The organism is Arthrobacter sp. StoSoilB5, assembly GCF_019977235.1.
In the GTDB taxonomy this organism is placed as follows: Bacteria; Actinomycetota; Actinomycetes; order Actinomycetales; family Micrococcaceae; genus Arthrobacter.
The window spans coordinates 3102504-3126692 of sequence record NZ_AP024646.1 but is presented as its reverse complement, the minus strand read 5'-3'; the positions used below and the strand labels follow the sequence as shown (position 1 = coordinate 3126692).

Here is a 24189-nt window from a genome sequence, read left to right as displayed (position 1 = left end):
GTGGCTGAACTATGCTGTGCATGGCAGGTATGGGGAAGTGGAACTGCTGAACGTCGACTCTGCAGATTGGGCAACAGGTGGAAATCACCTTCATGGTCGCGCTTGTCATAGCGTTGGCCCTATTCTTTGACTTCACCAACGGCTTTCACGACACAGCCAATGCGATGGCCACGCCTATCGCTACGGGGGCGATCAAGCCCAAAACGGCGGTTGCCTTGGCCGCCGTGCTCAACCTTGTTGGAGCGTTCCTTTCAACCGAAGTGGCAAAGACCATTTCCGGCGGACTCATCAGGGAAGGCTCGGACGGTATCCACATCACGCCGGATATCATCTTCGCCGGCCTGATGGGTGCAATCCTCTGGAATATGGTCACGTGGCTCAAAGGCCTGCCATCCAGTTCCTCGCACGCGCTGTTCGGCGGCCTCATCGGCGCCGCAGTGGTGGGTATCGGCCTGCACTCCATCAACTTTGAAACAGTGCTGCAGAAGGTGATCCTGCCCGCTGTCTTTGCACCACTCATCGCCGGAGGCGTGGCGTACCTTTGCACCCGCCTCGCGTATGCCCTGACTTCCCGGCACGATCCCGAAACGGGTGACAAGCTCACGCAGAAGCGTGGGGGTTTCCGTACCGGCCAGATCTTCACCTCCAGCCTGGTGGCCCTCGCGCACGGCACCAATGACGCCCAGAAGACCATGGGCATCATCACCCTGGTGCTCATCGCCGCAGGTACGCAGGCGCCGGGTTCCGGGCCGCAGTTCTGGGTTGTCGCCGCTTGTGCCCTGGCCATCGCCATCGGCACCTATGCCGGCGGTTGGCGCATCATCCGTACCATGGGCTCGGGCCTGACCGAAGTCAAGCCTGCGCAAGGCTTCTCGGCCGAGACCAGCACGGCCTCAGCCATCCTGGCTTCTTCCCATCTGGGCTTCGCGCTCTCAACAACGCAGGTCGCTTCCGGCTCGGTCATCGGCTCCGGGCTGGGCCGCAAGGGAACCTCCGTGCGGTGGGGCACTGCGGGCAAGATCGCCATAGGGTGGCTGTTCACGCTCCCGGCATCGGCGATCGTGGGTGGGCTCACCGCGCTCCTGGTGAATATCGGCGTCGTAGGTGTGGTCATTGCTGCGGTCGTCGGTAGCGGTGCCGTCCTGTTCATGTTCGTCGCGTCGCGTAAGTCGCATGTCGGCCACCACAACGCCGTGGAAGTCGAAGAGGCCGGCCACGCCGTCAAGTTCAGCAAGAAAAAGAAAGCCCGAAAGGCCGCCAACAACAAGGATGTGCAGCGATGAAGTGGTTGGAGTTGGTTCAGGTTGCCGGCGTCACGCTCGTGGCTGCTGTGAGCCTGGTGGTCCTCTACTCCCTGGGAGTACGCCTTACCGCCATTGCAGGTGACGCCCAGCAGAAGTCACCCGGACTCATACGCTCCCTCGCCGCCATATGCTTTGGCATTTGCGGACTGGCTGTTCTGTTCGGCATCTACCTGATCGTGCCGTACTTCGGAAAATAACGGCCTCTCTGGCAGCAATGTGCGTTCGGGAGAATAATCTGCAGTGTAGTTACATTACTGCGTGGTCGTGATCCGGCAGATGTGGGGCTGTCATGAAGTGCCATTCCCGAAGCCATCTCATCGGACTGGCGCTGGTTCCGGTCCTGATGCTGGCACTTTCTGCCTGCGTCCCCAACGCAACCTCCCCCGGGAGTCCATCGCCGAACCCTGCTCCGCCGGCCACCAGCGCAACATCACAAGGAGTTCCCAGCAGGGTCGATCCCACGGCGGGGCAGCCCGCTGGCCCGGCGGGACCGGGGGCCCCACAAGCAGAAGCGCCGGTGGTGCGCTGGGTACCCATCGGGCCGGTAGGCCCCAACGATCCCACCTCTGGCCAGCGGTATCTCCTCCTTCAGCAATTCCAGTGCGATGCACTGGCCCAGAGCCTGGAGGGCGCGGAAGACGCTGCGGTGTGGCAGGCGGGTGCGGCTGTCTGCAAGGCCCTGCAAAGTGGGACCCAGCAGGACTGGCAGCGGGCTTCCAACGCGGTTGCGGCAACACCCCGCATACCCCAGACCCAGTGCCTTGAATTTACGGTCGCCGCCACGTCAGCCTCTGCGATCGCCCAGCACCGCAGCAACCCAGGAGTTCCACTCAAGCCTGAGACCGCCCCGGGCGAGGCTTGCCCGCGCCACTTAAGCGGCCTGACGGTGGTCGACAGCGACTTGAGGCCCGTAGCAGGCACAGCACGTGCCTCCGGCCCCCGCTCGGGCGGAACGGTCGTAAGACTGGACGGCTATTACGTCAGAGTCGGGGACATCCTGTTCGACGGCGTCCCGGCATCACCGGAGATCGTTGCCGGCGGAGGGGACTACGAGACGCTGTATGTGAGGATGCCGCCGTCGGACGGCAGAGACTCCGTCCGCATTTCCATTACGGACACCGTGGACATCAGCGGAACAGTGACGTTCTTCTATGATGATTCCGCCCCCACCAGCACGGGCCCTGGAACCCAGAGCACAAGGCCAAGCGCCGAACCCACGCGGAGCGGCCCGTCGGCCACCATTCCTTCCGTCGGTGCGTCCCCATCGGCAACTCCATGAGCGTCGCCCAGGAGCCCGCTGCCTCACAGGAATCCGATGATCGGAGCCTGGTCAACAACCGCTGGCAACGGACCCTGGACGTCCTTTCCGTCATTGGTCCGCCCTTGACCGTCGCCACGGCCCTGCTGGTCTACTTCGGCTGGGCGCGCACTGATGCGCAAGCAAAGGCCATGGGCCTGGACGTCAGCCTCTTTGGTTATACGGTGCAGGACTTTATCCTGCGGAGCATCCAGTCGCTCTTCCAACCGTTGGCCTGGCTCGTAGTGATCGGCTTGTTGTGGCTCATGGTGGACCGGCTGGTTTCCCGCCTCCTTGGCGCTGCACGGCACCGGTCGCTGCTTCGAAGGGGCGCCATGGTGGTGTTGGTTCTTGGCTTCGCCTATGCAGCCGTGATGTGGGTGGCAATCGTAACGCAGCCGGAACGGATCCTGCTCTATGCGCCCTTCCTCATCGCCGCAGGTTTGCTGGTAGGGGCGTGGGGGCTCAGTGTGCGCCGAAGGGCTGCGGTTCCGGCCCAACGAATACTCCGCACCACCACGCCGCGCTCGCTCGAGAGGTCACTTGTGTTCGTCCTGGTCACCCTGCTGCTTTTCTGGGGAACCTCCGATTACGCGCAAGCCCTCGGACGGGGCGCTGCAGTCGATTACCAGGAACGGTCCAGCCTGCTGCCCACCGCCGTCGTGTACAGCAAGGAGCGGTTGGCGGTGACGGCACCCAACGTCCATGAGGACTCAGCTGGTACAGAGGCGGAGCCGTTGTACCGGTACACAGGGCTGAGGCTGCTGGTGGTCAGTGGAGGAAGGATCTTCCTGCTGAACGACGGATGGACGCTGGCCCAGGGCCGCGTGGTGGTACTCCGCGATGATGGCAGTGTCCGTGTGGAGTATGGGAACGCAAGTGCCAACTGACTAGTCTGGGGCCATGTCGATCTTCCAGTACTACGTCGCTTCCACCGTCGATGGCTTCATTGCTTCCCCGGACGACGATCTCGGCTGGCTCCTGCAATTTGACCAGGTTGAGGGCGTAAGTGGCAGCTATGAGTCCTTCTTCGCAGGTGTGGGTTGCATTGCGATGGGCGGCGGGACCTACCGTTGGCTCATGGAACACGAGCCCGGCAAGTGGCCGTACCCGGACACCCCCTGCTGGGTGTTCACCCATCATGAATACTCGGCTCCGGCCGGTTCCAATGTCACCTTCGTCCGCGGGGACGTGCGCGAGTTCGCCCCGGATCTCCTGGCTGACGCCGGAGACAAGAACGTGTGGCTGGTGGGTGGCGGTGACCTCGTCGCCCAGTTCGCCAATGCCGGTTTGCTCCACGAGATGATCGTCACCATCATCCCGGTTGTTTTGGGCGCCGGAAAGCGGCTGCTGCCGCTCAACGGCCCGACGGCGCCACTTGAGTTGCTCTCCTCACGCATCCTTGGTGGGGCCGCCGCGGAGCTGCACTACCGCATGCCGCCGCAGGTCGCCCGGCCGTAGGAGCGGCAGAAGAAGCGGCGGTGGCAGCTGCTGCTTAGTGGCGGTTGTTCCGGATCATGTTGGTGATCCGGGCAGTCGACAGCCTGCGGCCCTTTTCATCGGTGATCACGATCTCGTGCGTGGCCAGCGTCCCGCCCAGGTGGATTGCAGTGCACGTACCAGTTACCGTGCCGCTGGCGATGGAGCGGTGATGCGTGGCGCCGACTTCGATTCCCACAGCGTGCCGGCCTCTGCCGGCGTGAAGGGACGCCGCGAATGACCCCAGGGTTTCCGCGAGGACCACGTGGGCTCCGCCATGGAGGATGCCAGCTACTTGGGTGTTCCCCTCCACAGGCATGGTTGCCACAGTGCGTTCGGCGCTGAGTTCGGTAAACCGAATGCCCATTTTTACCACAAGGGAGCCAACGCCGTGGCCGGAAAGCCAATCATGGAACTCCTCCGGTACACCTGCCTCGTTGAGTTCGTCGACAAACCGGTTCGGCGTGAAATTGTCCATCATGCCAACTAGGCTGGCACCTGTGAGTGAAACAACCAAACCGGACCAGGTTCCAACGGCCCAAGCTGCTGCCATTGCAACAGCACCCACCCCCTCTGCCTCCGCTTCGTCCAGCACCACGGGGGAGGGCCGGCCCAGGCTGCTGGTCCTGGATGGCCACTCGATGGCGTTCCGGGCCTTCTATGCGCTTCCTGCCGAAAACTTCTCGACGGCCAGAGGCCAACACACCAACGCCGTGCACGGATTCACCTCCATGCTGATCAACCTGATTAAGGACCAGAAACCCACGCACGTCGCCGTCGCGTTTGATGTTTCTGACGACACAACTTTCCGCAAGGCCGAGTACAGCGAGTACAAGGGTGGCCGCAACGCGACGCCCGCGGAGTTCCAAGGCCAGATCGCCTTGATCGCGAAGGTCATGGAGGCGTGGGGGATTAGGACTATCGCGCTTCCCGGTTACGAGGCCGATGACATCCTGGCAACCCTTGCTGCCCAGGCTGATGCCGCGGGCTTCGAGGTCCTTCTGGTTTCCGGGGACCGTGATTCGTTCCAGCTGATCAACGAGAACGTTTTTGTGCTCTACCCCAAACAGGGCGTCAGCAACATCCCCAAGCTGGACGCCGCAGCCATCGAAGAGAAATACTTCGTCAAGCCAGCCTTGTATTCGGACCTCGCCGCATTGGTGGGCGAATCCGCGGATAATCTCCCGGGCGTACCCGGCGTGGGGCCAAAGACCGCCGCCAAGTGGATCAACCTCTACGGCGGCCTGGACGGCATCCTTGAAAACCTGGACGCCATCGGCGGCAAGGTAGGTGGAGCGCTCAAGGAGAACGTCGAAAACGTCAAGCGCAACCGGAGGCTCAACAGGTTGCTGACGGACCTTGAGTTGCCGATCACGCTTGAGGACCTTTATGAACCCCGCCCTGATCGCCAGGCAATGGAAGAACTTTTTGAAGAGCTGGAATTCCGCACACTGCGGGCCCGCCTGTTCGATCTCTACGGAGACGATACCGCCGGTGCTGCACCGGACACCATCGAAGCCCCTGAGTTTGCCACGCTGAAGGAGGCCGATGAGCTTGAGGCGTTCTTCAGCGCCGGATCGGGCATGCGTTCGGCTATTGCCATCCAGCCCATCCCGGGCCGCATAGGCGAGGACGCCAGCGCGTTGGCCGTGGTGCGGAACAACGGCGCTGCCTGCATCGAGCTCACCGGGCTGGATTCTGCAGCCGAGTCGGTGCTGGCCCGTTGGCTGCAGGACCCTGAAGAAGCCAAAGTGGTGCACGAGTTCAAAGCCGCCCTCAAGGCCCTGCACAACCGTGGCCTGGGCCTGGAAGGCGTTGTTGACGACACGTCGATTTCGGGATACCTAATCCAGCCGGACCGCCGCAGCTACGACCTCCCTGAGCTCGCCCAGGTCCACCTCAAGATCTCCTTGGGCGCTGTGACTGCAGCGGTTGGGCAATTGGAGCTGGACCTCATGGGTGGCAGCGATCAAGCGGCGGCCGCCGCGCTCGTCCAGCAGGCCGCCGTCGTGCATTCCCTTAGCAAGCACTTCGAAAAGGAACTTGCCGAGCGGAAGGCCGACGCCTTGCTGACAACGCTGGAGCTCCCGGTGGCCCGTGTCCTGGCACAGATGGAACTCACCGGCATCTACGTCTCCATGGATCGCATGAACGAGCAGCTTGCGGACCTCACCAAGGTGATCGAGAATGCCCAGGAGCAGGCATTCGCCGCGATCGGGCACGAGGTAAACCTGGGTTCGCCCAAGCAGCTGCAGACAGTCCTTTTCGAGGAACTCGGCCTGCCGAAGACCACGAAAATCAAGTCCGGTTACACCACGGATGCGGCGTCCTTGAAGGCCTTGCTGGAAAAGACCGGCCACGAATTCCTGGTGCAGCTCATGGCCCACCGGGAATCGTCCAAGCTTGCCCAGATGGTTGAAACCCTCAAGAAGTCGGTAGCGGACGATGGCCGCATCCACACCACGTACGCGCAGAACATTGCAGCAACAGGCCGTATCTCCTCGAACAACCCCAACCTGCAAAATATCCCGGTCCGCAGCGAGGAAGGCCGCCGGGTCCGCGGGATCTTCGTGGTCAGTGAGGGGTATGAATGCCTGCTGTCAGCTGACTACTCGCAGATCGAAATGCGCATCATGGCCCACCTCTCCGGTGACGAAGCTCTGATCCAGGCATACAGGGACGGGGAGGACCTGCACCGCTTCGTGGGCTCACGGATCTTCAACGTCGCTCCGGCCGAGGTCACCAGCGCGATGCGGTCCAAGGTGAAGGCCATGTCCTATGGCCTGGCCTATGGCCTGACCTCATTTGGCCTCTCAAAGCAGCTGGAGATCTCGGTGGACGAGGCCAGGACGCTGATGAAGGACTACTTCGACCGCTTTGGCGGCGTGCGTGACTACCTCAGGGGTGTCGTGGACCAGGCAAGGGTGGACGGTTACACGGCCACTATTGAAGGTCGCCGCCGTTACCTCCCGGACCTCACCAGCACCAATCGCCAAGCACGCGAAGCGGCCGAGCGCATTGCCCTCAACTCGCCTATCCAGGGTTCCGCCGCCGATATCATCAAGCGGGCCATGCTGGGCGTCTCCGCAGAACTTGCAAGCCAGGGCTTGAAATCACGGATGCTCCTCCAGGTGCACGATGAACTTGTCCTCGAGATTGCACCCGGAGAGCGCGAAGCCGTCGAAAAACTCGTGGTGGAGCAAATGGGTGCTGCTGCTGAGCTGTCAGTCCCGTTGGACGTCCAGCTCGGCGTAGGGTCCAGCTGGTTCGAGGCCGGCCACTAGTCAGCCGAACGATCCACAGGATCGTCCGAGGGGCGCGCCGCCTGGATGGTGGCGCGCCCCTCCACGTCTGGCTAGGCTCGGGGCGTGGCTGATCCCAATGAAAGTTATTCCGAAACGAACTCCGCCGAAAAATACAGGGTTCAACAATTCCCTGCTGTAGCTGATCGTGAGGACCCTGCCTACTCCCGCTGTGCAGCGTGGATCCAGGCAGTCTCGCACGGCTTCCACCAGCACAGGCGCGATGACGACTACATCGCCAAGACACTCGCGGCTTACCGCGCGGACCACCGTGAATTGACCGGGGTGTACATCAACGGTGACGTTCCCGAGCACGCTCTGGGTGCGGAGTTCCCGGTGGCCACGTACGGCACCATGCGCAAATCCCTGAACATCGGGTTTGGCCGACAACTGGAATCAAACCTGGTGACCGCCGTGACCGTCCGTGGAACGCACCGGCGCAAAGGCCTGCTCCGCGGCATGATCACCGCTGACCTTGCGGGCGCAAAGGACGATGGCCTCGCCATGGCAGCGCTGACCGCCTCGGAGGGTTCCATCTATGGCCGCTTCGGTTTTGGCGTGGCTACATTTGAACGCAGCATCAAGGTCGATACGGGCCCCCGTTTCCGCCTCAAGGGGCAAGCGACGGGGACAGTGGAGGTCGCTGATCCAGCTGTGCTCCTGGAGGTTGCACCGCAGGTCTTCGAACCTGTCCAGCGGGCGACTCCAGGCTCAGTAGACCGTCAGGAGTACTATCGCTTGCTGGCTTCCGGCGCGATCGGCCATGACGGGAAGCCGGACACCGGTGTCCGGAGCGCCCTGCACTACGACGCCTCCGGGACGCTGGACGGCTACGTTTCCTATCGCTTCAAAGGGTGGGATGAGAAGCCCTACACGATGGAGATTGTGGACCTCGTTGCTGGTACAAACCCGGCGTACCTCGATCTCTGGCGCTTCCTTGGGAGCATCGATCTCATTGACCAGGTGACGTGGGCCGAAGCGCCGGTGGACGATCCGCTGGCATGGGCCTTGGAAGATCCCAGATGCATTGACTCCTCGGATGTGCGCGACATGCTGTGGTTACGCATCCTGGATGTTCCGGCAGCACTGGCCGCCCGCCGTTACCCGGTTGCCGGAAAGCTCGTCATGGACGTCTCGGACACGCTTGGTCTGGCTGGTGGCACCTGGGCGTTGGAGTCCGACGGCGGTGCTGCCGCGGTGGTCACTGACGCATCCGGCCAGGAACCCGATCTCCGCATGGACGTCGCCGATCTCGCGTCCATATATCTCGGTGCCGTGTCCCCGGTGACGCTCACCGCGGGCGGGCGGATGAGTGAATGCAAGCCGGGTGCCGCGTTCAGGGCCCAACAGCTTTTTGCCGTGGAGCGGCCGGCACACTGCCTCACGCATTTCTAGAAATACACTTCTACTAACAGCTCAAACACCCAATAGACAAGGACATCCATGGGGGATTCCAAGCGGCGGCCGCTGGCCGGCCGGCGATCAGTGCTGCTTGGAATGGCAGGATTGGCAACTGCTGCCCTTGCGGCTTGCGCGGACAACGGCAGGGTGGCAGTGCCAGACGCCCCCGGACCAGGGCCGACGTCGCCTGTTGCTCAGCCAAGCGGACCGGGTGCCGGCCCTGCGACGCCGCCGCCATCCATCGCTGCGCTCTCGAGCGAGCAGGCCGCTGCGGCCATCGCCGCCAAACCCGGCGGCGGTGAGGGAGGCGACGGCACTGTAGCTCCGCCGTCGAACGCCCCCGCAGCACCGGCCGCTGTCCCCAGCAAGGAACAAATCGTTGCCGAGTTCGGGACCCTGCGCCCACAGGAATGGGGCCTTCACGTTGCGGGTGTCGTGAACAATTCCGCATCCCGGCATGTGGCCCTTACCTTCGACGCCTGCGGCGGGCCCGGCGGAACCGGCTGCGACCACAAATTGCTGAAGTCCCTTCGCAGCCTCAACGTCCCGGCCACCCTTTTCATTAATAGCCGCTGGATCACGGCGAACAGGTCACTTGCCGCCGAATTGGCAGCCGACCCCTTGTTCGAGCTCGCCAACCACGGCACACTCCATTTGCCGTTGTCAGTCAACGGAAGGTCCGCCTACGGCATTGCCGGAACGGCGAACCCAGCCGCGGTTTACGAGGAGTTGATGGGCAACCAGGCCCTCATGCATGAGTTGACGGGGGTTTCGCCGCGCTTCTTCCGGCCGGGAACGGCGTTCTACGACGACGTCGCTGCCGCGATGACGCGCAGGCTTGGGATGCTGCCGGTCAACTTCACCGTGAACGGCGACGGCGGTGCCACCTTCGCGCCCGCAACTGTCGCCGGGGAAGTGGCTCGGGTTGCGGCGGGGGACATCGTGATTTCGCACTTCAACAGGCCGGCCTCAGGAACTGCCGAGGGTTATGCGAGGGCTTTGCCGCGCTTGTTGGACGGCGGGGTTACCTTCGCGCGGCTGGGTGACGTCCTGCCTGGGTGAAGGCCTTTGCTGGTCCTGCCGGGGTCCTTTTGACCCTGCTTTGCAGATACGACTAGAATAAACGGGCGTGTACTACGTGCATGCGTCCATTTTGTATTAATCCACAAATCAGGATGACCCGGTATTCTGCCGTGTTCTGCCGTCCGGACCCGGGCGGCAGCGGTTTGCCTGACCGACACACTATCCACAACGGAGCCCCTACTACATGACCATCACCTCCACCGAGAAGCCCGGTACCCCCGTAGTCGCCATTAACGACATCGGTACCGCTGAGGACTTCCTCGCAGCTGTCGACGCCACCATCAAGTACTTCAACGACGGTGACCTCGTCGAAGGTACTGTCGTCAAGGTCGACCGCGACGAAGTCCTGCTCGACATCGGTTACAAGACCGAAGGTGTCATCCCTTCCCGCGAGCTTTCCATCAAGCACGACGTTGACCCCGGCGAAGTTGTTGCCGTTGGCGATCAGGTCGAAGCTTTGGTTCTCACCAAGGAAGACAAAGAAGGCCGTCTGATCCTCTCCAAGAAGCGTGCTCAGTACGAGCGCGCCTGGGGCGACATCGAGAAGGTCAAGGAAGAAGACGGCGTCGTTACCGGTACCGTCATCGAGGTCGTCAAGGGTGGCCTCATCCTGGACATCGGCCTGCGCGGCTTCCTGCCCGCATCGCTCGTGGAGATGCGTCGTGTCCGCGACCTCGCTCCGTACATCGGTCAGCAGATCGAAGCCAAGATCATCGAGCTGGACAAGAACCGCAACAACGTTGTGCTGTCCCGCCGTGCATGGCTTGAGCAGACCCAGTCCGAGGTCCGCTCCACGTTCCTCAACAAGCTGGAAAAGGGCCAGGTTCGTCCCGGCGTCGTTTCCTCCATCGTCAACTTCGGTGCATTCGTGGACCTTGGCGGCGTAGACGGCCTCGTTCACGTTTCCGAGCTCTCCTGGAAGCACATCGACCACCCGTCCGAGGTTGTCGAGGTTGGCCAGGAAGTCACCGTCGAGGTCCTCGAAGTGGATCTGGACCGCGAGCGTGTCTCCCTGTCGCTCAAGGCTACGCAGGAAGACCCGTGGCAGACCTTCGCCCGCACCCACGCCCTCGGCCAGGTTGTTCCGGGTAAGGTCACCAAGCTGGTTCCGTTCGGTGCGTTCGTTCGCGTCGAAGACGGCATCGAAGGCCTCGTGCACATCTCCGAACTGGCTGTCCGCCACGTGGAGCTCGCCGAGCAGGTTGTCTCCGTTGGCGACGAACTGTTCGTCAAGGTCATCGACATCGACCTCGAGCGTCGTCGCATCTCCCTCTCCCTCAAGCAGGCTAACGAGGGCGTTGACGCTGACAGCACCGAGTTCGATCCCGCTCTGTACGGTATGGCCGCTGAGTACGACGAAGAGGGCAACTACAAGTACCCCGAGGGCTTCGACCCCGAGTCGAACGAATGGCTCGAGGGCTACGAGACCCAGCGCGCCGCTTGGGAGCAGCAGTACGCTGACGCCCAGACCCGTTGGGAAGCCCACAAGAAGCAGGTTGCACAGCACGCTGCTGACGACGCTGCCGCTGCAACGTCCGGTGAGAGCGATTCCGGCACCACCAGCTACTCCTCGGAGCCGGCTGCTGCTGAGTCCAACGCTGGCACCCTGGCGTCCGACGAAGCTCTCGCAGCACTGCGCGAGAAGCTGACCGGCAACTAATTCCGCCACCCCTCACGGGATGCGCTGAATAGCCAAAGAAGGACCCCTGCCTCACGGCAGGGGTCCTTTTGCTTAAGCTGTTGGCAACGAGCTGGGCTATTGGAGGGCCAGGCGGCCAAGGCCTTGGCCCCGGAAACTCCGGCCCAACCAGATGCCAGTCTCCACGGAACCCGGGTCCGGCTCAGTCCTGGACATCGATCCACTCCGTTCCTTCCGGCTGGAGCACTGCAGACCCGGCGGTCAACGCCGCGAGCCGGGCCACGGCGTCGGCTATTGCTGCCGGCTCATCGGGGAGCGCCAGCCGCAGGACCGTCTCGTTGGCTCCGTAGCTGGTCTCCGCCATCACGTACATGGCCGAGCGGAGGTCATTTTCCAGTCGCCCGGCAGCGGCATGCGGAACGCTGACGGCGTATAGCCGCAAGCGGCGGCGCTGTACCAGCGGGGCGGCATCAAGCGCCGCCGAGACCGACTCCGAATAGGCGCGGACGAGCCCGCCGGCACCCAGCAGAATCCCACCAAAATAGCGGACGACGACGGCACTCACGTCGCTAAGGTCAGTCACCCCGGGCGCTGTCTCACGCTTGAGCAATGCTTCCAGCATGGGGATACCCGCCGTGCCCGACGGTTCGCCGTCGTCACTGGAACGTTGAATCATCCTGTCCGGACCGATAACAAAGGCAGAGCAGTGGTGCCGTGCATCATGGAACTCACGCCGCAGCGCGGCCACAAGGGAGCGTGCAGTGTCTTCATCGGGTGAGCGGCGGAGAACGGTGATGAAGCGGGAGCGGCGGATCTCCAGCTCGTGACGGAAATCGGGACCCCCGGCCAGCGTTGTGTAGGCCGTCGCGCGGCTGTCATCCTCAATTTCCACCGCTTCAGTCTAGTGTGGAGGGGTGTTGAAGATCGGGCTGACGGGCGGCATCGCCTCGGGAAAATCGTTGGTGGCGGCCAGGCTGCAAGAGCTGGGGGCTCTGCTCATTGATGCCGACCTCATCGCCAGGCAAGTAGTAGAGCCTGGAACTCCTGGCCTCGCCCGCGTAGTAGAGGCTTTTGGGCCGGGGATCCTGGACGGGCAGGGCAGGCTGGACCGGCCCGCCCTTGGCGCCATAGTTTTCCAGGATCCATCACGGCGCGAAGTCCTCAACGGCATCATCCATCCGCTGGTCCGGGAGTCCGCAGCCGGGATCATGGCCCAAGCTGCCGATGAAGACATTCTGGTCCAGGACATTCCCCTTCTGGTCGAGACGGGGCAGGGGAGCGCATTCCATTTGGTGATTGTGGTGGATGCTCCCGATGAGGTCCGGATTCAACGCATGGTGGACCTGCGCGGAATGACCCTGGAAGACGCCCGTTCGCGGATGGCCGCCCAGGCCACCCGGGAGGCCAGGAGAGCTGCCGCGGACATCATCCTGGAAAATTCCGGTAGCCGGGAGGATCTACTCGCCAAGGTGGACGACCTGTGGTTCGGGCGATTGGTTCCTTTCGCGGACAATTGCCGGCGCGGGATTCGTGCCCGGCGAACTAAAGGTCCTGTCCTTTCTGCCCCAAGGGCCGACTGGGGCCTGCAAGCGGCCCGTCTCTCATCGCGGATCCAGGCGGCAGCACCGGATGACATCCTTGCCGTGGACCACATTGGGTCTACGGCAGTGCCCGGACTGGCCGCCAAGGACGTTATCGACCTTCAAGTGACTGTTGCCGGCCTTGACGTGGCGGATCGGATCGCTCCACGTCTGGCGGCCGCAGGATACCCACGTGTTCCTGGCGTCGCGACGGACACCCCGAAGCCGTCACAACCTGATCCGGCCCAATGGCAAAAGCGCTTCCATGCCAATGCAGATCCAGGACGCCCGACCAACCTGCATGTGCGCGTTGCCGGCACGCCGGGTTGGAGATACGCTCTACTGTTCCGTGACTGGTTGAGGGCGGAACCTTCTGCAGTTGCCCTGTATGAGGCGCACAAGCGAGAAATGGCCGCACAACATGCAAGCGACCCCGGCACCGCTGGCTATGCCGATGCCAAGGAACCGTGGTTCACGGATGTAGCCTGGCCGCTGATGGATGGGTGGGCCAGCCGCACAGGCTGGCAACCGCCGTCGTATTCTTCTGTCGCAGCGGCACATAAATCCGGACGGTAACTGTCCGGGGGCGGGGGTAGATTGGTCTCATGAGTCTTGCCCAGGAGATCAACCGTGTCGTCGCGCCCTTCGAAGTCGTCAGCGACTACAAACCCGCCGGAGACCAGCCGGCGGCAATTGCGGAACTGACGGAACGCATCAGGAACGGCGAGAAGGACGTTGTGCTGCTTGGCGCCACCGGCACGGGCAAGAGCGCCACCACGGCGTGGCTTATTGAGCAGGTGCAGCGCCCCACGTTGGTCATGGTTCAAAACAAGACCCTGGCAGCCCAGCTCGCCAACGAGTTCAGGGAACTCCTGCCCAACAATGCGGTGGAGTACTTTGTTTCGTACTACGACTACTACCAACCGGAAGCCTACGTACCCCAGACGGATACGTTCATCGAAAAGGACTCATCGGTCAATGAGGAAGTCGAACGCCTGCGGCACTCGGCAACCAACGCGCTGCTGACCCGGCGGGACGTCATTGTGGTGGCCACGGTGTCTTGTATTTATGGCCTGGGAACGCCCGAAGAATACATCGCGGGCATGGTGACGCTCACCAAGGGCGCTGAAATGAACCGCGACCACCTCCTTCGCAAGTTCGTTTCCATGCAGTACACGCGAAACGACATGGACTTCCACCGCGGCACCTTCCGCGTCCGCGGGGACACTGTAGAGATCATTCCCATGTACGAGGAACTCGCACTCAGAATCGAATTTTTCGGTGACGAAATCGAGAACATCTACACGCTGCATCCAGTCACCGGTGAGGTCATCCGCGAGGAAACCGAGATGTACGTCTTCCCGGCCTCGCACTACGTGGCCGGACCGGAGCGAATGGGCCGGGCGATCACGGCCATCGAAGACGAACTCGCCGAACGCCTGAAGGTGCTGGAGAGCCAGAACAAGCTGGTGGAAGCCCAGCGGCTGCGGATGCGTACCACCTACGATCTCGAAATGATGCAGCAGATGGGTTTCTGCAACGGCATCGAGAACTACTCCCGGCACATTGACGGCCGTGCAGGCGGTACCGCTCCGCACTGCCTGCTGGACTACTTCCCTGACGACTTCCTCCTGGTCATCGACGAATCCCACGTCACCGTCCCGCAGATCGGCGCCATGTACGAAGGAGACATGTCCCGGAAGCGCACGCTGGTGGACCATGGGTTCCGGCTGCCCTCGGCCATGGACAACAGGCCTCTGAAGTGGGATGAGTTCCTTGAACGCATTGGACAGACCGTTTACTTGTCGGCCACGCCAGGCAAGTACGAGCTCGCCAAGGCGGACGGCTATGTCCAGCAGATCATCCGCCCCACCGGCCTCATCGACCCCGAGGTTATCGTGAAGCCCACCAAGGGCCAGATCGATGACCTCCTGGGCGAAATCCGCCAGCGTACCGAACGCGATGAGCGCATCCTGGTAACCACCTTGACCAAGCGTATGGCCGAAGACCTCACGGACTACCTCCTGGGCCATGGTGTCAAAGTCCAGTACCTCCACTCCGACGTCGATACCCTGCGCCGGGTTGAGCTGCTCCGTGAGCTCCGAATGGGCGTCTTTGACGTCCTGGTGGGCATCAACCTCCTGAGAGAAGGCTTGGACCTGCCTGAAGTCTCGCTGGTCAGCATCCTGGATGCGGACAAGGAAGGCTTCCTTCGTTCATCCACGTCCCTTATCCAGACGATTGGCCGTGCCGCTCGAAACGTGTCCGGGCAGGTCCACATGTACGCGGACAGGATCACGGACTCCATGGCCCACGCCATCGAGGAAACCAACCGTCGCCGTGCCATCCAGGTCAAGTACAACACCGATAATGGCGTTGACCCCCAGCCGCTTCGGAAGAAGATCGCTGACATCACGGACCAGCTGGCACGCGAAGACGCCGATACCCAGGAACTGCTGAACAACAACAGGCTCGCCAAGGGAGCCAAACGTACGTCGGGCAGCAAGGGTGCAGCCACCGTCCGGAAGGACGGGCTGGCCGCGGCTCCCGCGGAGGACCTCGTGGGCCTGATCGAACAACTCACGGAACAGATGCACGGGGCGGCTGCGGAGCTTCAGTTCGAGGTCGCCGCCCGAATCCGCGACGAGGTGGGGGAACTGAAGCGCGAATTGCGTCAAATGCAGTCCGCAGGGCACGCCTAAGGTAAGGTTGTGGTCACGTAGGGGAGTATCCCAAGCGCTATGTCCGTCAGCACGCAAGGCACAGATGCCTCGCCGGACTTAGCGGGCCGCCGCATTTGCATTCACCGCACTGGCAGGCCGGAGAGACTTACACCGCTTTCCCGTACCCTGCGAAAGGCCCGCATTAATGGAGCTTCCAATCTGGTTTGAGGTCGGCTCGTTTGTCGCCCTCGGAATCATCCTGCTAATCGACCTCCTGTTGGTAGTCAAGCGCCCCCACGAACCATCAATGAAGGAAGCCGGCCTCTGGGTCGCTTTCTACGTTGCCTTGGCCCTGGTCTTTGCCGGTGCCATGTTCTACTTCACTGGCCCCGAATATGGCAGCCAGTTCGTCGCTGGCTGGGTTACTGAATACAGCCTGAGCATTGACAACCTGTTCGTCTTCATCATCATCATGGCCCGGTTCTCCGTGCCCCGGAAATACCAGCAGGAAGTGCTGATGGTGGGCATCATCATCGCACTGGTCCTGCGTGGTATCTTCATCGCCTTGGGCGCCGTAGTCATCGAGCAGTTCAGCTGGATCTTCTACATCTTCGGCGCGTTCCTGCTGTGGACTGCGTGGAAGCAGGCCACCGATTCCGGTGAAGACGAAGAAGAAGGTGCCGAAAACCCCCTCGTGGCGCGCCTGCGCAAGGTCCTGCCGATGTCCGAAAAGTTCGACGGCGGCAAGCTGCGGACCACGGTAAACGGCAAGAAGGTCTTTACCCCGATGCTGATCGTCTTCGTGACCATCGGCATGACCGACCTCCTGTTCGCAGTGGATTCCATTCCGGCGATCTTCGGCCTGACCCAGAGCGCCTTTATCGTCTTCACAGCCAACATCTTCGCGCTCATGGGCCTCCGTCAGCTGTACTTCCTGCTGGGTGGGCTGATGAGCCGCCTGATCTACTTGAAGCACGCACTGTCAGTCATCCTGGCTTTCATTGGCGTCAAGCTCGTCCTGCACGCGATGCATGTCAACGAGCTTCCGTTCATCAACAACGGCCACCACATCGAGTGGGCTCCCGAGATTCCCACCTTCGTTTCGTTGGCGGTCATTATCGGTACGATCGTCGTAGCGGTCGTGGCCAGCCTGCTCAGCCCGGCGGCGCGCCAGTCCAAGCTGGACGCACGGCTGGAAGAGGACGCGAAGAAGAGCTTGAGCGAAGCAGAGTAACTGGGCAGTGAAGGTTGTAGTCTCTTGAAGTGACTACCACTTCTACTACGGCGCTGGACCCCCAACGGGTTCAGCGCCGTACTGTTTTCCTGCTCAGTTCGGCCCAGCTCCTCAGCGGAATTGGCAACGGCGCCACACTGTCCATTGGATCCCTCCTGGCTGTAGATCTGTCAGGCTCCGAGGCATGGGCGGGATCCATCACCACTATTCTCACCCTCGCCGCTGCTTTGTCTGCATTACCTTTGGCACGGCTGGCGGAGGCGCGCGGACGGCGCGTGGGTCTGGTCTCTGGCCTGGTGGCTGCCACTATCGGGGCGCTTCTGGTGATGGCATCCGTGGTGGTCGAATCGTTCCCGCTGCTCCTGCTTGCTGCCGGTTTCCTCGGGCTTGGTTCAGCCGCCAACCTCCAAGCGAGGTTCGCCGCCGTCGACCTCGCCCACGCTGAACACCGCGGCAGATCGCTTTCCACGGTTGTCTGGGCGATCACGATTGGAGCTGTGGCCGGCCCAAACCTCATCCAGCCAGGTGCCGTAGTGGGGGCCGCCTTGGGCCTGCCGTCCATTGCCGGGCCTTTTGTGTTCTCTGCTGCGGGCTTGTTCTTGGCGGCAGTGCTGCTTTTTGCCGGCTTGCGGCCGGACCCGTTGTTGTTGGCTCGGCGGCTGGCCTCAGAGGCCGCAGGCGCTGGGACCCTCCCTGCAAGGGGCACTATCCGCTCCGGCCTCCGGGCTGTTCGTTCCTCGCCCCGGGCCCTCCTGGCACTAGCAGCCGTGATCACGGCCCACGGCGTCATGGTGGCCATCATGTCCATGACCCCCTTGCACCTGCAGCAGTTGGTGGGTGGTTCCCATGCCAGCCACCACGGCGGAACAACTGACAGCACGGACGCCTTGGTTGTCATTGGGCTGACCATTTCGCTGCACATCGCCGGCATGTTCGCCCTGTCGCCGCTCTGGGGCTGGTTGACTGACAAAGCCGGCCGCATCCAGACCATCGCCATCGGCCACGGACTCCTGCTGGTCGCGGTGCTGATCGCTGGAATCGGCCAGCAAGAGCCTGTGTTGGTCACCACGGGGCTGGTCATTCTTGGCCTTGGGTGGTCCGCGGCGACCATCGCGGGCTCCACCCTCCTCGCCGAGAGCGTCGCCGAAACACAGCGGGTCACCGTGCAGGGCGTTTCAGATACGCTCATGGGCGCGGCTGGCGCCACCGGGGGCGCTACGTCCGGACTTGTCCTCGCCTGGCTCGGCTATGAAGGGCTCAACATTACCGCTGGAGTGCTGGCCGCAGCAATGCTGGCGCTAACCGCCGCCACCGCTGTCCGGGTGCGCCATTCCGCCGCTGTGTAGGAAACAGGTGAGGTTAGCGGGAACCCCTCACCAGCCCGAAGAGCCGCCCAAAGATACCCTCCCCGTCTTCCCCTATGCCGTCGTGGTGGAAGTCGTCGGTGACCCACGTTTGGAGTCCACGGACTGCTTCCGCGGTTTCCATTGAGAGGTCATGGTCCACATAGATGTCGTCCTTGTAGACGGCGGCTGCCACCGGAATGATATTGGCTGCTAGCTGCTGATGATCGTAAAGGGAACTCCAATCCGATTTGGCAGCCAGCAAAGCCGCCACGTCCCGGAGCGGGACAAGGGCCGGATCCTGTTCGAAGTACCAGGGGTAGATCATTTCTCCCGTGAGCAGGGGTGCCTCTGCTTCCGGCTTGAACTCCGGGAATTCGTCCAATACCCGCCACGCCGCCCAGTCCGTGGCCTCGCCCTGCCCGTAGATCGATTCGTGAAGTACTGCGTACAGCGGATTCCCGGCCCGGCTGACGAGATTGCGTACCTCCTCCAGGAACGCCTCTGACAGGCGTTCACCCAAAGGCGTTTCGATGAAGGCGTCCTCCAAGAGGTAATGCAAGGAGTCAACACGGGTGTTGCCGCCAAGGAAGGACCCCACCATCTGGAACCGTTCCGGCGTCAACCGTTCTCCGCTAGCCAGGAACTCCTCATGCCGTTCAAGGTGGCGGACGATCCTTGTGACCCTCTCACGGTCCTCCGGATACCACGCGAAGTACTCGGCATTCCTCTCCGCCACCCGGCGGAAGGTGGCGCGGTAAACGCGCTCTGCCGGGCCGTGCAGTGGAGCCAGGCCTCCGGTGATGAGCACCTCCCGCAGCCCCTTCGGGGCGAACGACAGATAGGTCAACGCGCAGAATCCCCCGAAGCTCTGGCCCAGCACTGACCATGGCCCGGAATCCAAGGCGTGCCGGATGAACTCGGCGTCGGCCACGATCGAATCGGCCCGGAAATGCGTCAGGTAGTCAGCCTGGGCTGCGGCGTCTCCCCGGAGCGCCAGTGACTGTCGCTCAACAGGAGTGGAAAGCCCCGTGCCGCGCTGGTCCAGCATCAGGATCCGGAAGTCCTTGGCGGCTGCCTTCATCCAACCGGAAAGGGAAGTGACGCGGTTCCCGCGTCCGCCGGGTCCGCCTTGGAGAAACAGCAACCACGGCAGTTTGGCGGCCTCCTCTGCGGAGTACGCGGTTGAGGAATACTCCCGTGCGAAGACGGTGATCGTCTCGCCGCTCGGCTGGGCCTCTTGAACGCCTTTGGCCGAACCATGGTCAAGGGGGACGGTGAAGTAGTGCTCGGCGGTACGGAGACCGCGGAATTCGTGCCGTGCGCGGATGCGGTGAGCGTCGGTCAAAGCTCGCATCTCAGCCATTGGCAAGAGCCTTGTTGCCGGTACTGGCACCTGCTCCGAACGCATCCAGCGCCTCACCGGTCAGCCTGAAGGTTGACCACTCCTCCATGGGGAAAGCGCCGAGGTTCTTATAGAAGTTGATGGACGGCTCGTTCCAGTCCAGGACGCTCCACTCCACCCGTGCGTAACCGCGTTCGACGGCGGTCGCGGCCAGATGCTGCAGGAGGGCCTTGCCGTGGCCCTCGCCGCGCGCTTCCGGAATGACATAGAGGTCTTCGAGGTAGATGCCGTGTACGCCTTCCCACGTTGAGTAGTTCAGGAACCACAGGGCGAAACCCTGCACAGTCCCAGCGGCATTCGCGGCCATGGTCGCGTACACCCGGGGGTTTTCACCGAAGAGCACCTCGGTAAGGAGCTCCGGGGTGTTCCTGACGGCGTCGGGTTCCTTTTCGTAGATCGCAAGATCGTGGATCATACGCAGGATGGCGGGAACGTCTTCAACGGTGGCAGGGCGGATTACACTCATGCTTCCGAGCTTACTAGGGCCCGGGCCGCCCACCGCCAGCGCAGAGCGGAGGACCCGTACGTAACGGGAGGTTCTTTATAGCGAAGGGGAATACCGTCCACCATGATGGGCGGGCCAACGTAGCGCAGGCGCCCGTACGGGCTGTCTACTTCGTGATAGTCCGGTTCCGGAAGTACAGCGTCAGAGTCCGTTAGTGCCGGAAGAAGAAGTAGTTCTTCCGCTGTGCGGGCAAGTGAAAGCCGGGCTGTACCACCACGTCCCGTGCCAAGGCGTTGGGTCAGCAACGAGAACACTGAAGCAGCAAGGCCATAGCCCGTGGCGTGATCGAGTGCCTGCACGGGCAGCGCTCCGGGCTTCCACCCGCCGTCGGCCGAGCGGCCGTACCGGTCAGCTATTCCGCATGCTGCCTGGACCAGGCTGTCGAAGCCGCGGCGCCCCTTCCAAGGACCTCCCTGGCTCCAAGCGCTCAAGGACACCACAACGAGGTCCGCGCGGGGAGCAAGCAGGGCGCCAGGGCCTAAACCAAAGCGATCCAGCCCGCCGTCGCGATATCCCATGACCACTACGTCGGCGGTCGCTATGAGGCCCTTGACCATGTTCAGGGCGTCAGGATCCCGGAAGTCGGCTTCGGCGCTTCGCTTGTCAAAGCCTGAGTCAATGAAAGCGTCCGTGAGTTCCGGGAGGTGGGGAGGGTCGATCCGCAGGACGTCCGCGCCCAGGGCGCCGAGGAGCCGCGTAGCCACGGGGCCGGCAATGACGCGGGTCAGGTCCAGGACCTTCAGGCCTGCCAGAGGGTGATCAGGGTCCGTGGAAGGAACCCACGACGACGGGCGGCCGGCTTCCGCGGATGGTGCAGGTTGGTCGAAGCTGATCCAAGGCCCGCCGCTGGCTGCTGCATGCATGGGAGTGGCCGCCCACTCGTCCCTTGTTCGGACGGCGGCAGCCACACCGTTGTTGCCAGTAATAACGTCTTCGGCTTCCAAGGACGTCATGGCCAGCAGGGCGCGGTCCACATCCGCAGCTTCGCTGGCCGAGACTGCTTCCATGAGACGGGCTGCGTGGTGTGGGTAGTTGGCGTGGAGGCGGATCCAGCCATCGGCAGTTCGTCGGAAACCGGACAACGGAGCGAAGCCTTCAGGTTTCTGCCCGGCTATCCTCAAGTGCCCCAGGGAATCGAACGCCGCCGCGGTGGGCCCGGCACCGACAGAATACCTGCCCGTGGTTCCCGTCAACGCGTTCAGCGCTGTTGCTGCAGCCCGCACCGCACCCAAAGCAAGGCCCTCAACGTCCAGTCCCGGAACTCCATCAGCAGGGGCCCACCATCGCCGTGATCCGGTCCACGGAGCCGTAGGTTCTGCGCTCATGATCTCCAGCGACCGCTGGCTGCTGCCGAGATCAGGGACGGGTTCCATGGGACCTCCTAAAGCCGGTTAACCTGAGCCGATTGAACTAGAGCCGGTTGACGTTCGTCACGCGAACCACAGCAGTGCCCGTCTCGTCGGATGCCGCGAGATCCACGTCGGCCGAGATGCCCCAGTCGTGGTTCCGGGCGGGGTCATCAAAAATCTGCCGGACCCGCCACGTACCGGGTTCCTCGGTGATGATGAGCAAGCCCGGACCCCGGGCGTCGGGGCCCGTGCCGATGTCGTCGTGTTCATCGAAATAGTCGTCCAGAACCTCTTCCCAGCGTTCTGCGTCCCAGCCGGCGTCAGCGTCCAGTTCACCCAAGGCAGCAGAATCCTCGTCCGCGAAGAGCTCCACCCTGCGGAACATCTCGTTCCGGACCATGACGCGGAAAGCCCTGGTGTTCGTGGTCAAGAGCGGCGGCGGGGGTGGGGGAGCGTCGTGCGGTGTTGGCGTCAGCCCTGAGGTGAGCTCCTCCCATTCATCAAGGAGGCTCGAGTCCACTTGACGGACAAGTTCGCCAAGCCAGGCGATGAGGTCTTCGAGATCCTCGCGCAGCAAATCCTGGGGCACGGTCTGCCTGAGTGCACGGAATCCATCTGCCAGGTAGCGCAGCACTATGCCTTCAGAACGGGCCAGGCCGTAAAACTGTACGAACTCTCCGAAGTTCATGGCGCGTTCATACATGTCGCGGATGATCGATTTGGGCGCGAGCTCGAAGTCGCCCACCCACGGCGCGGCCTTGCGGTACACCTCGAAAGCTTCACCGAGAATCTCCGCCAGGGGCATCGGGTACGTCACTTCGTCGAGCATGGCCATGCGCTGCTCATATTCGATGCCGTCAGCCTTCATGGCGGCAACAGCCTCTCCACGGGCCTTCTTCTGCTGCGCCGAGAGAATCTGGCGCGGCTTCTCCAACGTGGCCTCGATAACTGAGACAACATCCAGGGCATACGACGGCGACTCTGGATCGAGGAGCTCAAGGGCGGCAAGGGCAAACGGGGAAAGCGGTTGGTTGAGGGCGAAGTTGGCCTGCAAGTGAACCGTCAAGCGGACAGAACGGCCCTCGGATTGTTGTTCGTCTTCCGGAATGCGTTCCACCACACCTGCTGCCAGCAGTTCGCGGTAAATTCCCAGCGCCTTCCTCATGAGTTTCAGCTGCGCGGGCCGGTTCTCGTGGTTTTCGCTGAGCAAACGCCGGGTTGCCTGGAACGGATCTCCGGGGCGTTCCATGAGGTTAAGGAGCATCGCGTGGGTAACGGCAAAGCTTGAGGTCAGCGGCTCCGGAACGGACTCCACCAGCCGCTTGAAGGTTGACTCACCCCACGAAACGAAACCCTCGGGAGGTTTCTTCTTGACCACTTGGCGCAGCTTCTTCTGGTCGTCGCCGAACTTTGCGGTGGCCTTTGCCATGGCCTTGGCGTTCTCCACTACGTGATCTGGAGCCTGGACCACCACGGTGCCGGCGGTATCGTATCCTGCGCGCCCGGCGCGGCCGGCAATCTGGTGGAACTCACGCGGGTTGAGCACCCGGGTGCGTACGCCGTCGTATTTGCTCAAGGCTGTCAGCAGAACTGTCCGAATGGGCACATTGATGCCTACGCCCAGGGTGTCGGTGCCGCAGATGACCTTCAGGAGCCCGGCTTGGGCCAGTTGCTCCACCAAACGGCGGTACTTCGGCAACATGCCGGCGTGATGGACGCCGATGCCATGGCGGACGAGCCGGTTGAGCGTCTTTCCGAAGCCTGCCGCGAACCGGAAACCGGCGATGAGCTCTGCGATGCGGTCCTTTTCCTGCCGGCTGCACATGTTGATGCTCATCAGGTTCTGGGCGCGCTCGATCGCCTCTGCCTGGCTGAAGTGCACAACGTAGACGGGGACCTGCTTGGTGGAGAGCAGTTCTTCCAGGGTCTCGTGGACCGGTGTCTGGTGATAGTAGTAATGCAGCGGGATGGGTCGTTCCGCGGAGCTAACGGTAGTGGTGGGCCGTCCGGTCAGTTCGCTCAGGCCGGTTTCGAAGCGGCTGACGTCTCCCAGCGTGGCGGACATGAGCAGGAACTGGGCCTGGGGGAGTTCCAACAGTGGAACCTGCCAGGCCCATCCGCGCTGGGGATCGGAGTAGAAGTGGAACTCATCCATGATCACAGCGCCGAGTTCCGCGGAGGCTCCCTCACGCAGCGCAATGTTGGCGAGGATCTCTGCGGTGCAGCAGATAATTGGCGCATCCTGGTTCACACCGGAGTCGCCCGTAATCATGCCAACGTTTTCGGCGCCGAAGATGTCACAGAGCGCGAAGAACTTCTCCGAAACCAAAGCCTTGATGGGAGCGGTGTAATAGCTGCGTTGGCCGCGGGCCATGGCTTCGAAGTGGGCTGCAATGGCAACAAGGGATTTTCCCGAGCCCGTGGGCGTGGCCAGGATAACGTTGGCGCCGGAGGCGAGCTCCATGATCGCCTCGTCCTGCGCAGCGTACAACTGCAGGCCGCGGCCTTCCGTCCATTCAACGAACCGGGTGTAGATCTCGTCCGGACCGAGGGGACTGGAGGCGTTGGAACCAGGGAGCTGCTCAAGAAGTTTCATTGGTTTCCA

Annotated in this window: 19 protein-coding genes; 13 read left to right on the top strand and 6 right to left on the bottom strand. The window is 62.6% G+C overall.

What is annotated here, in order from left to right:
- The first annotated feature begins 77 nt into the window (after window positions 1-77).
- The 5 genes from LDN75_RS14055 to LDN75_RS14035 all read left to right on the top strand — a co-directional run bounded on the left by LDN75_RS14055 (window position 78) and on the right by LDN75_RS14035 (window position 4062).
- Complete coding sequence (locus tag LDN75_RS14055; protein ID WP_223932906.1) at window positions 78-1283, top strand: inorganic phosphate transporter; 1206 nt, start codon at window positions 78-80, stop codon at window positions 1281-1283.
- Entirely contained in the window at window positions 1280-1501 is a 222-nt protein-coding gene (locus LDN75_RS14050; protein ID WP_223932905.1) for a hypothetical protein, read from the top strand. The genes LDN75_RS14055 and LDN75_RS14050 overlap by 4 nt, the downstream gene beginning before the upstream one ends.
- A 320-nt stretch (window positions 1502-1821) precedes the next feature.
- Window positions 1822-2583, top strand: a complete 762-nt coding sequence (locus LDN75_RS14045; protein WP_223932904.1) for a hypothetical protein — start codon at window positions 1822-1824, stop codon at window positions 2581-2583.
- A complete protein-coding gene (locus LDN75_RS14040; RefSeq protein WP_223932903.1) occupies window positions 2580-3491 on the top strand; it encodes a hypothetical protein in 912 nt (303 codons plus the stop codon). Before LDN75_RS14045 ends, LDN75_RS14040 begins: the two co-directional genes overlap by 4 nt.
- Window positions 3492-3504: 13 nt before the next feature.
- The gene (locus LDN75_RS14035) at window positions 3505-4062 is read left to right on the top strand and encodes a dihydrofolate reductase family protein (RefSeq protein ID WP_223932902.1); all 558 of its coding nucleotides are present in this window, start codon (window positions 3505-3507) and stop codon (window positions 4060-4062) included.
- A 34-nt stretch (window positions 4063-4096) separates the two neighbouring features.
- Here the strand turns inward: LDN75_RS14035 and LDN75_RS14030 are convergent, their stop codons facing one another.
- A complete protein-coding gene (locus LDN75_RS14030) occupies window positions 4097-4561 on the bottom strand; it encodes a hotdog fold thioesterase (protein ID WP_223932901.1) in 465 nt (154 codons plus the stop codon).
- A 160-nt stretch (window positions 4562-4721) separates the two neighbouring features.
- Here LDN75_RS14030 and polA point away from each other — a divergent pair, with 160 nt between their 5' ends.
- From polA to rpsA, 4 genes are all read left to right on the top strand, one after another.
- A complete protein-coding gene (gene polA / locus LDN75_RS14025) occupies window positions 4722-7364 on the top strand; it encodes a DNA polymerase I (protein WP_263422395.1) in 2643 nt (880 codons plus the stop codon).
- Between the two features lie 84 nt (window positions 7365-7448).
- Window positions 7449-8777: a GNAT family N-acetyltransferase gene (locus LDN75_RS14020; RefSeq protein WP_223932899.1), complete on the top strand. Its 1329-nt coding sequence runs from the start codon at window positions 7449-7451 to the stop codon at window positions 8775-8777.
- 48 nt (window positions 8778-8825) lie between these two features.
- Window positions 8826-9845 carry a polysaccharide deacetylase family protein gene (locus LDN75_RS14015; RefSeq protein ID WP_223932898.1) on the top strand — a complete coding sequence of 340 codons (1020 nt, stop codon included), beginning with the start codon at window positions 8826-8828 and terminating at the stop codon, window positions 9843-9845.
- 205 nt (window positions 9846-10050) lie between these two features.
- Window positions 10051-11526 carry a 30S ribosomal protein S1 gene (rpsA, locus tag LDN75_RS14010; protein WP_216925808.1) on the top strand — a complete coding sequence of 492 codons (1476 nt, stop codon included), beginning with the start codon at window positions 10051-10053 and terminating at the stop codon, window positions 11524-11526.
- Between the two features lie 181 nt (window positions 11527-11707).
- On the opposite strand, the gene LDN75_RS14005 is transcribed toward rpsA, so the two are convergent.
- The gene (locus tag LDN75_RS14005) at window positions 11708-12397 is read right to left on the bottom strand and encodes a YigZ family protein (RefSeq protein WP_223932897.1); all 690 of its coding nucleotides are present in this window, start codon (window positions 12395-12397) and stop codon (window positions 11708-11710) included.
- 22 nt (window positions 12398-12419) lie between these two features.
- Between LDN75_RS14005 and coaE the strand changes: the two genes are divergently transcribed.
- The 4 genes from coaE to LDN75_RS13985 all read left to right on the top strand — a co-directional run bounded on the left by coaE (window position 12420) and on the right by LDN75_RS13985 (window position 18328).
- Window positions 12420-13661 carry a dephospho-CoA kinase gene (gene coaE / locus LDN75_RS14000; protein WP_223932896.1) on the top strand — a complete coding sequence of 414 codons (1242 nt, stop codon included), beginning with the start codon at window positions 12420-12422 and terminating at the stop codon, window positions 13659-13661.
- A gap of 29 nt (window positions 13662-13690) precedes the next feature.
- Entirely contained in the window at window positions 13691-15787 is a 2097-nt protein-coding gene (gene uvrB, locus LDN75_RS13995; RefSeq protein WP_223932895.1) for an excinuclease ABC subunit UvrB, read from the top strand.
- A 166-nt stretch (window positions 15788-15953) separates the two neighbouring features.
- On the top strand, window positions 15954-16982 hold the full coding sequence (locus LDN75_RS13990; RefSeq protein ID WP_223932894.1) for a TerC family protein: 1029 nt from the start codon (window positions 15954-15956) through the stop codon (window positions 16980-16982).
- Window positions 16983-17011: 29 nt separating this feature from the next.
- Window positions 17012-18328, top strand: coding sequence for an MFS transporter (locus LDN75_RS13985; RefSeq protein WP_223932893.1), 1317 nt, complete (start codon window positions 17012-17014; stop codon window positions 18326-18328).
- A 13-nt stretch (window positions 18329-18341) separates the two neighbouring features.
- Here the strand turns inward: LDN75_RS13985 and LDN75_RS13980 are convergent, their stop codons facing one another.
- Genes LDN75_RS13980 through LDN75_RS13965 form a run of 4 tightly spaced genes read right to left on the bottom strand, consistent with a single transcriptional unit; the run spans window position 18342 to window position 24180 of the window.
- A complete protein-coding gene (locus tag LDN75_RS13980) occupies window positions 18342-19691 on the bottom strand; it encodes an alpha/beta fold hydrolase (RefSeq protein ID WP_223932892.1) in 1350 nt (449 codons plus the stop codon).
- On the bottom strand, window positions 19684-20196 hold the full coding sequence (locus LDN75_RS13975) for a GNAT family N-acetyltransferase (RefSeq protein WP_223932891.1): 513 nt from the start codon (window positions 20194-20196) through the stop codon (window positions 19684-19686). Before LDN75_RS13975 ends, LDN75_RS13980 begins: the two co-directional genes overlap by 8 nt.
- Window positions 20193-21608, bottom strand: coding sequence for a CoA transferase (locus LDN75_RS13970; protein ID WP_223932890.1), 1416 nt, complete (start codon window positions 21606-21608; stop codon window positions 20193-20195). The genes LDN75_RS13975 and LDN75_RS13970 overlap by 4 nt, the downstream gene beginning before the upstream one ends.
- Before the next feature lie 37 nt (window positions 21609-21645).
- On the bottom strand, window positions 21646-24180 hold the full coding sequence (locus LDN75_RS13965; RefSeq protein ID WP_223932889.1) for a DEAD/DEAH box helicase: 2535 nt from the start codon (window positions 24178-24180) through the stop codon (window positions 21646-21648).
- Window positions 24181-24189 lie beyond the last annotated feature (9 nt).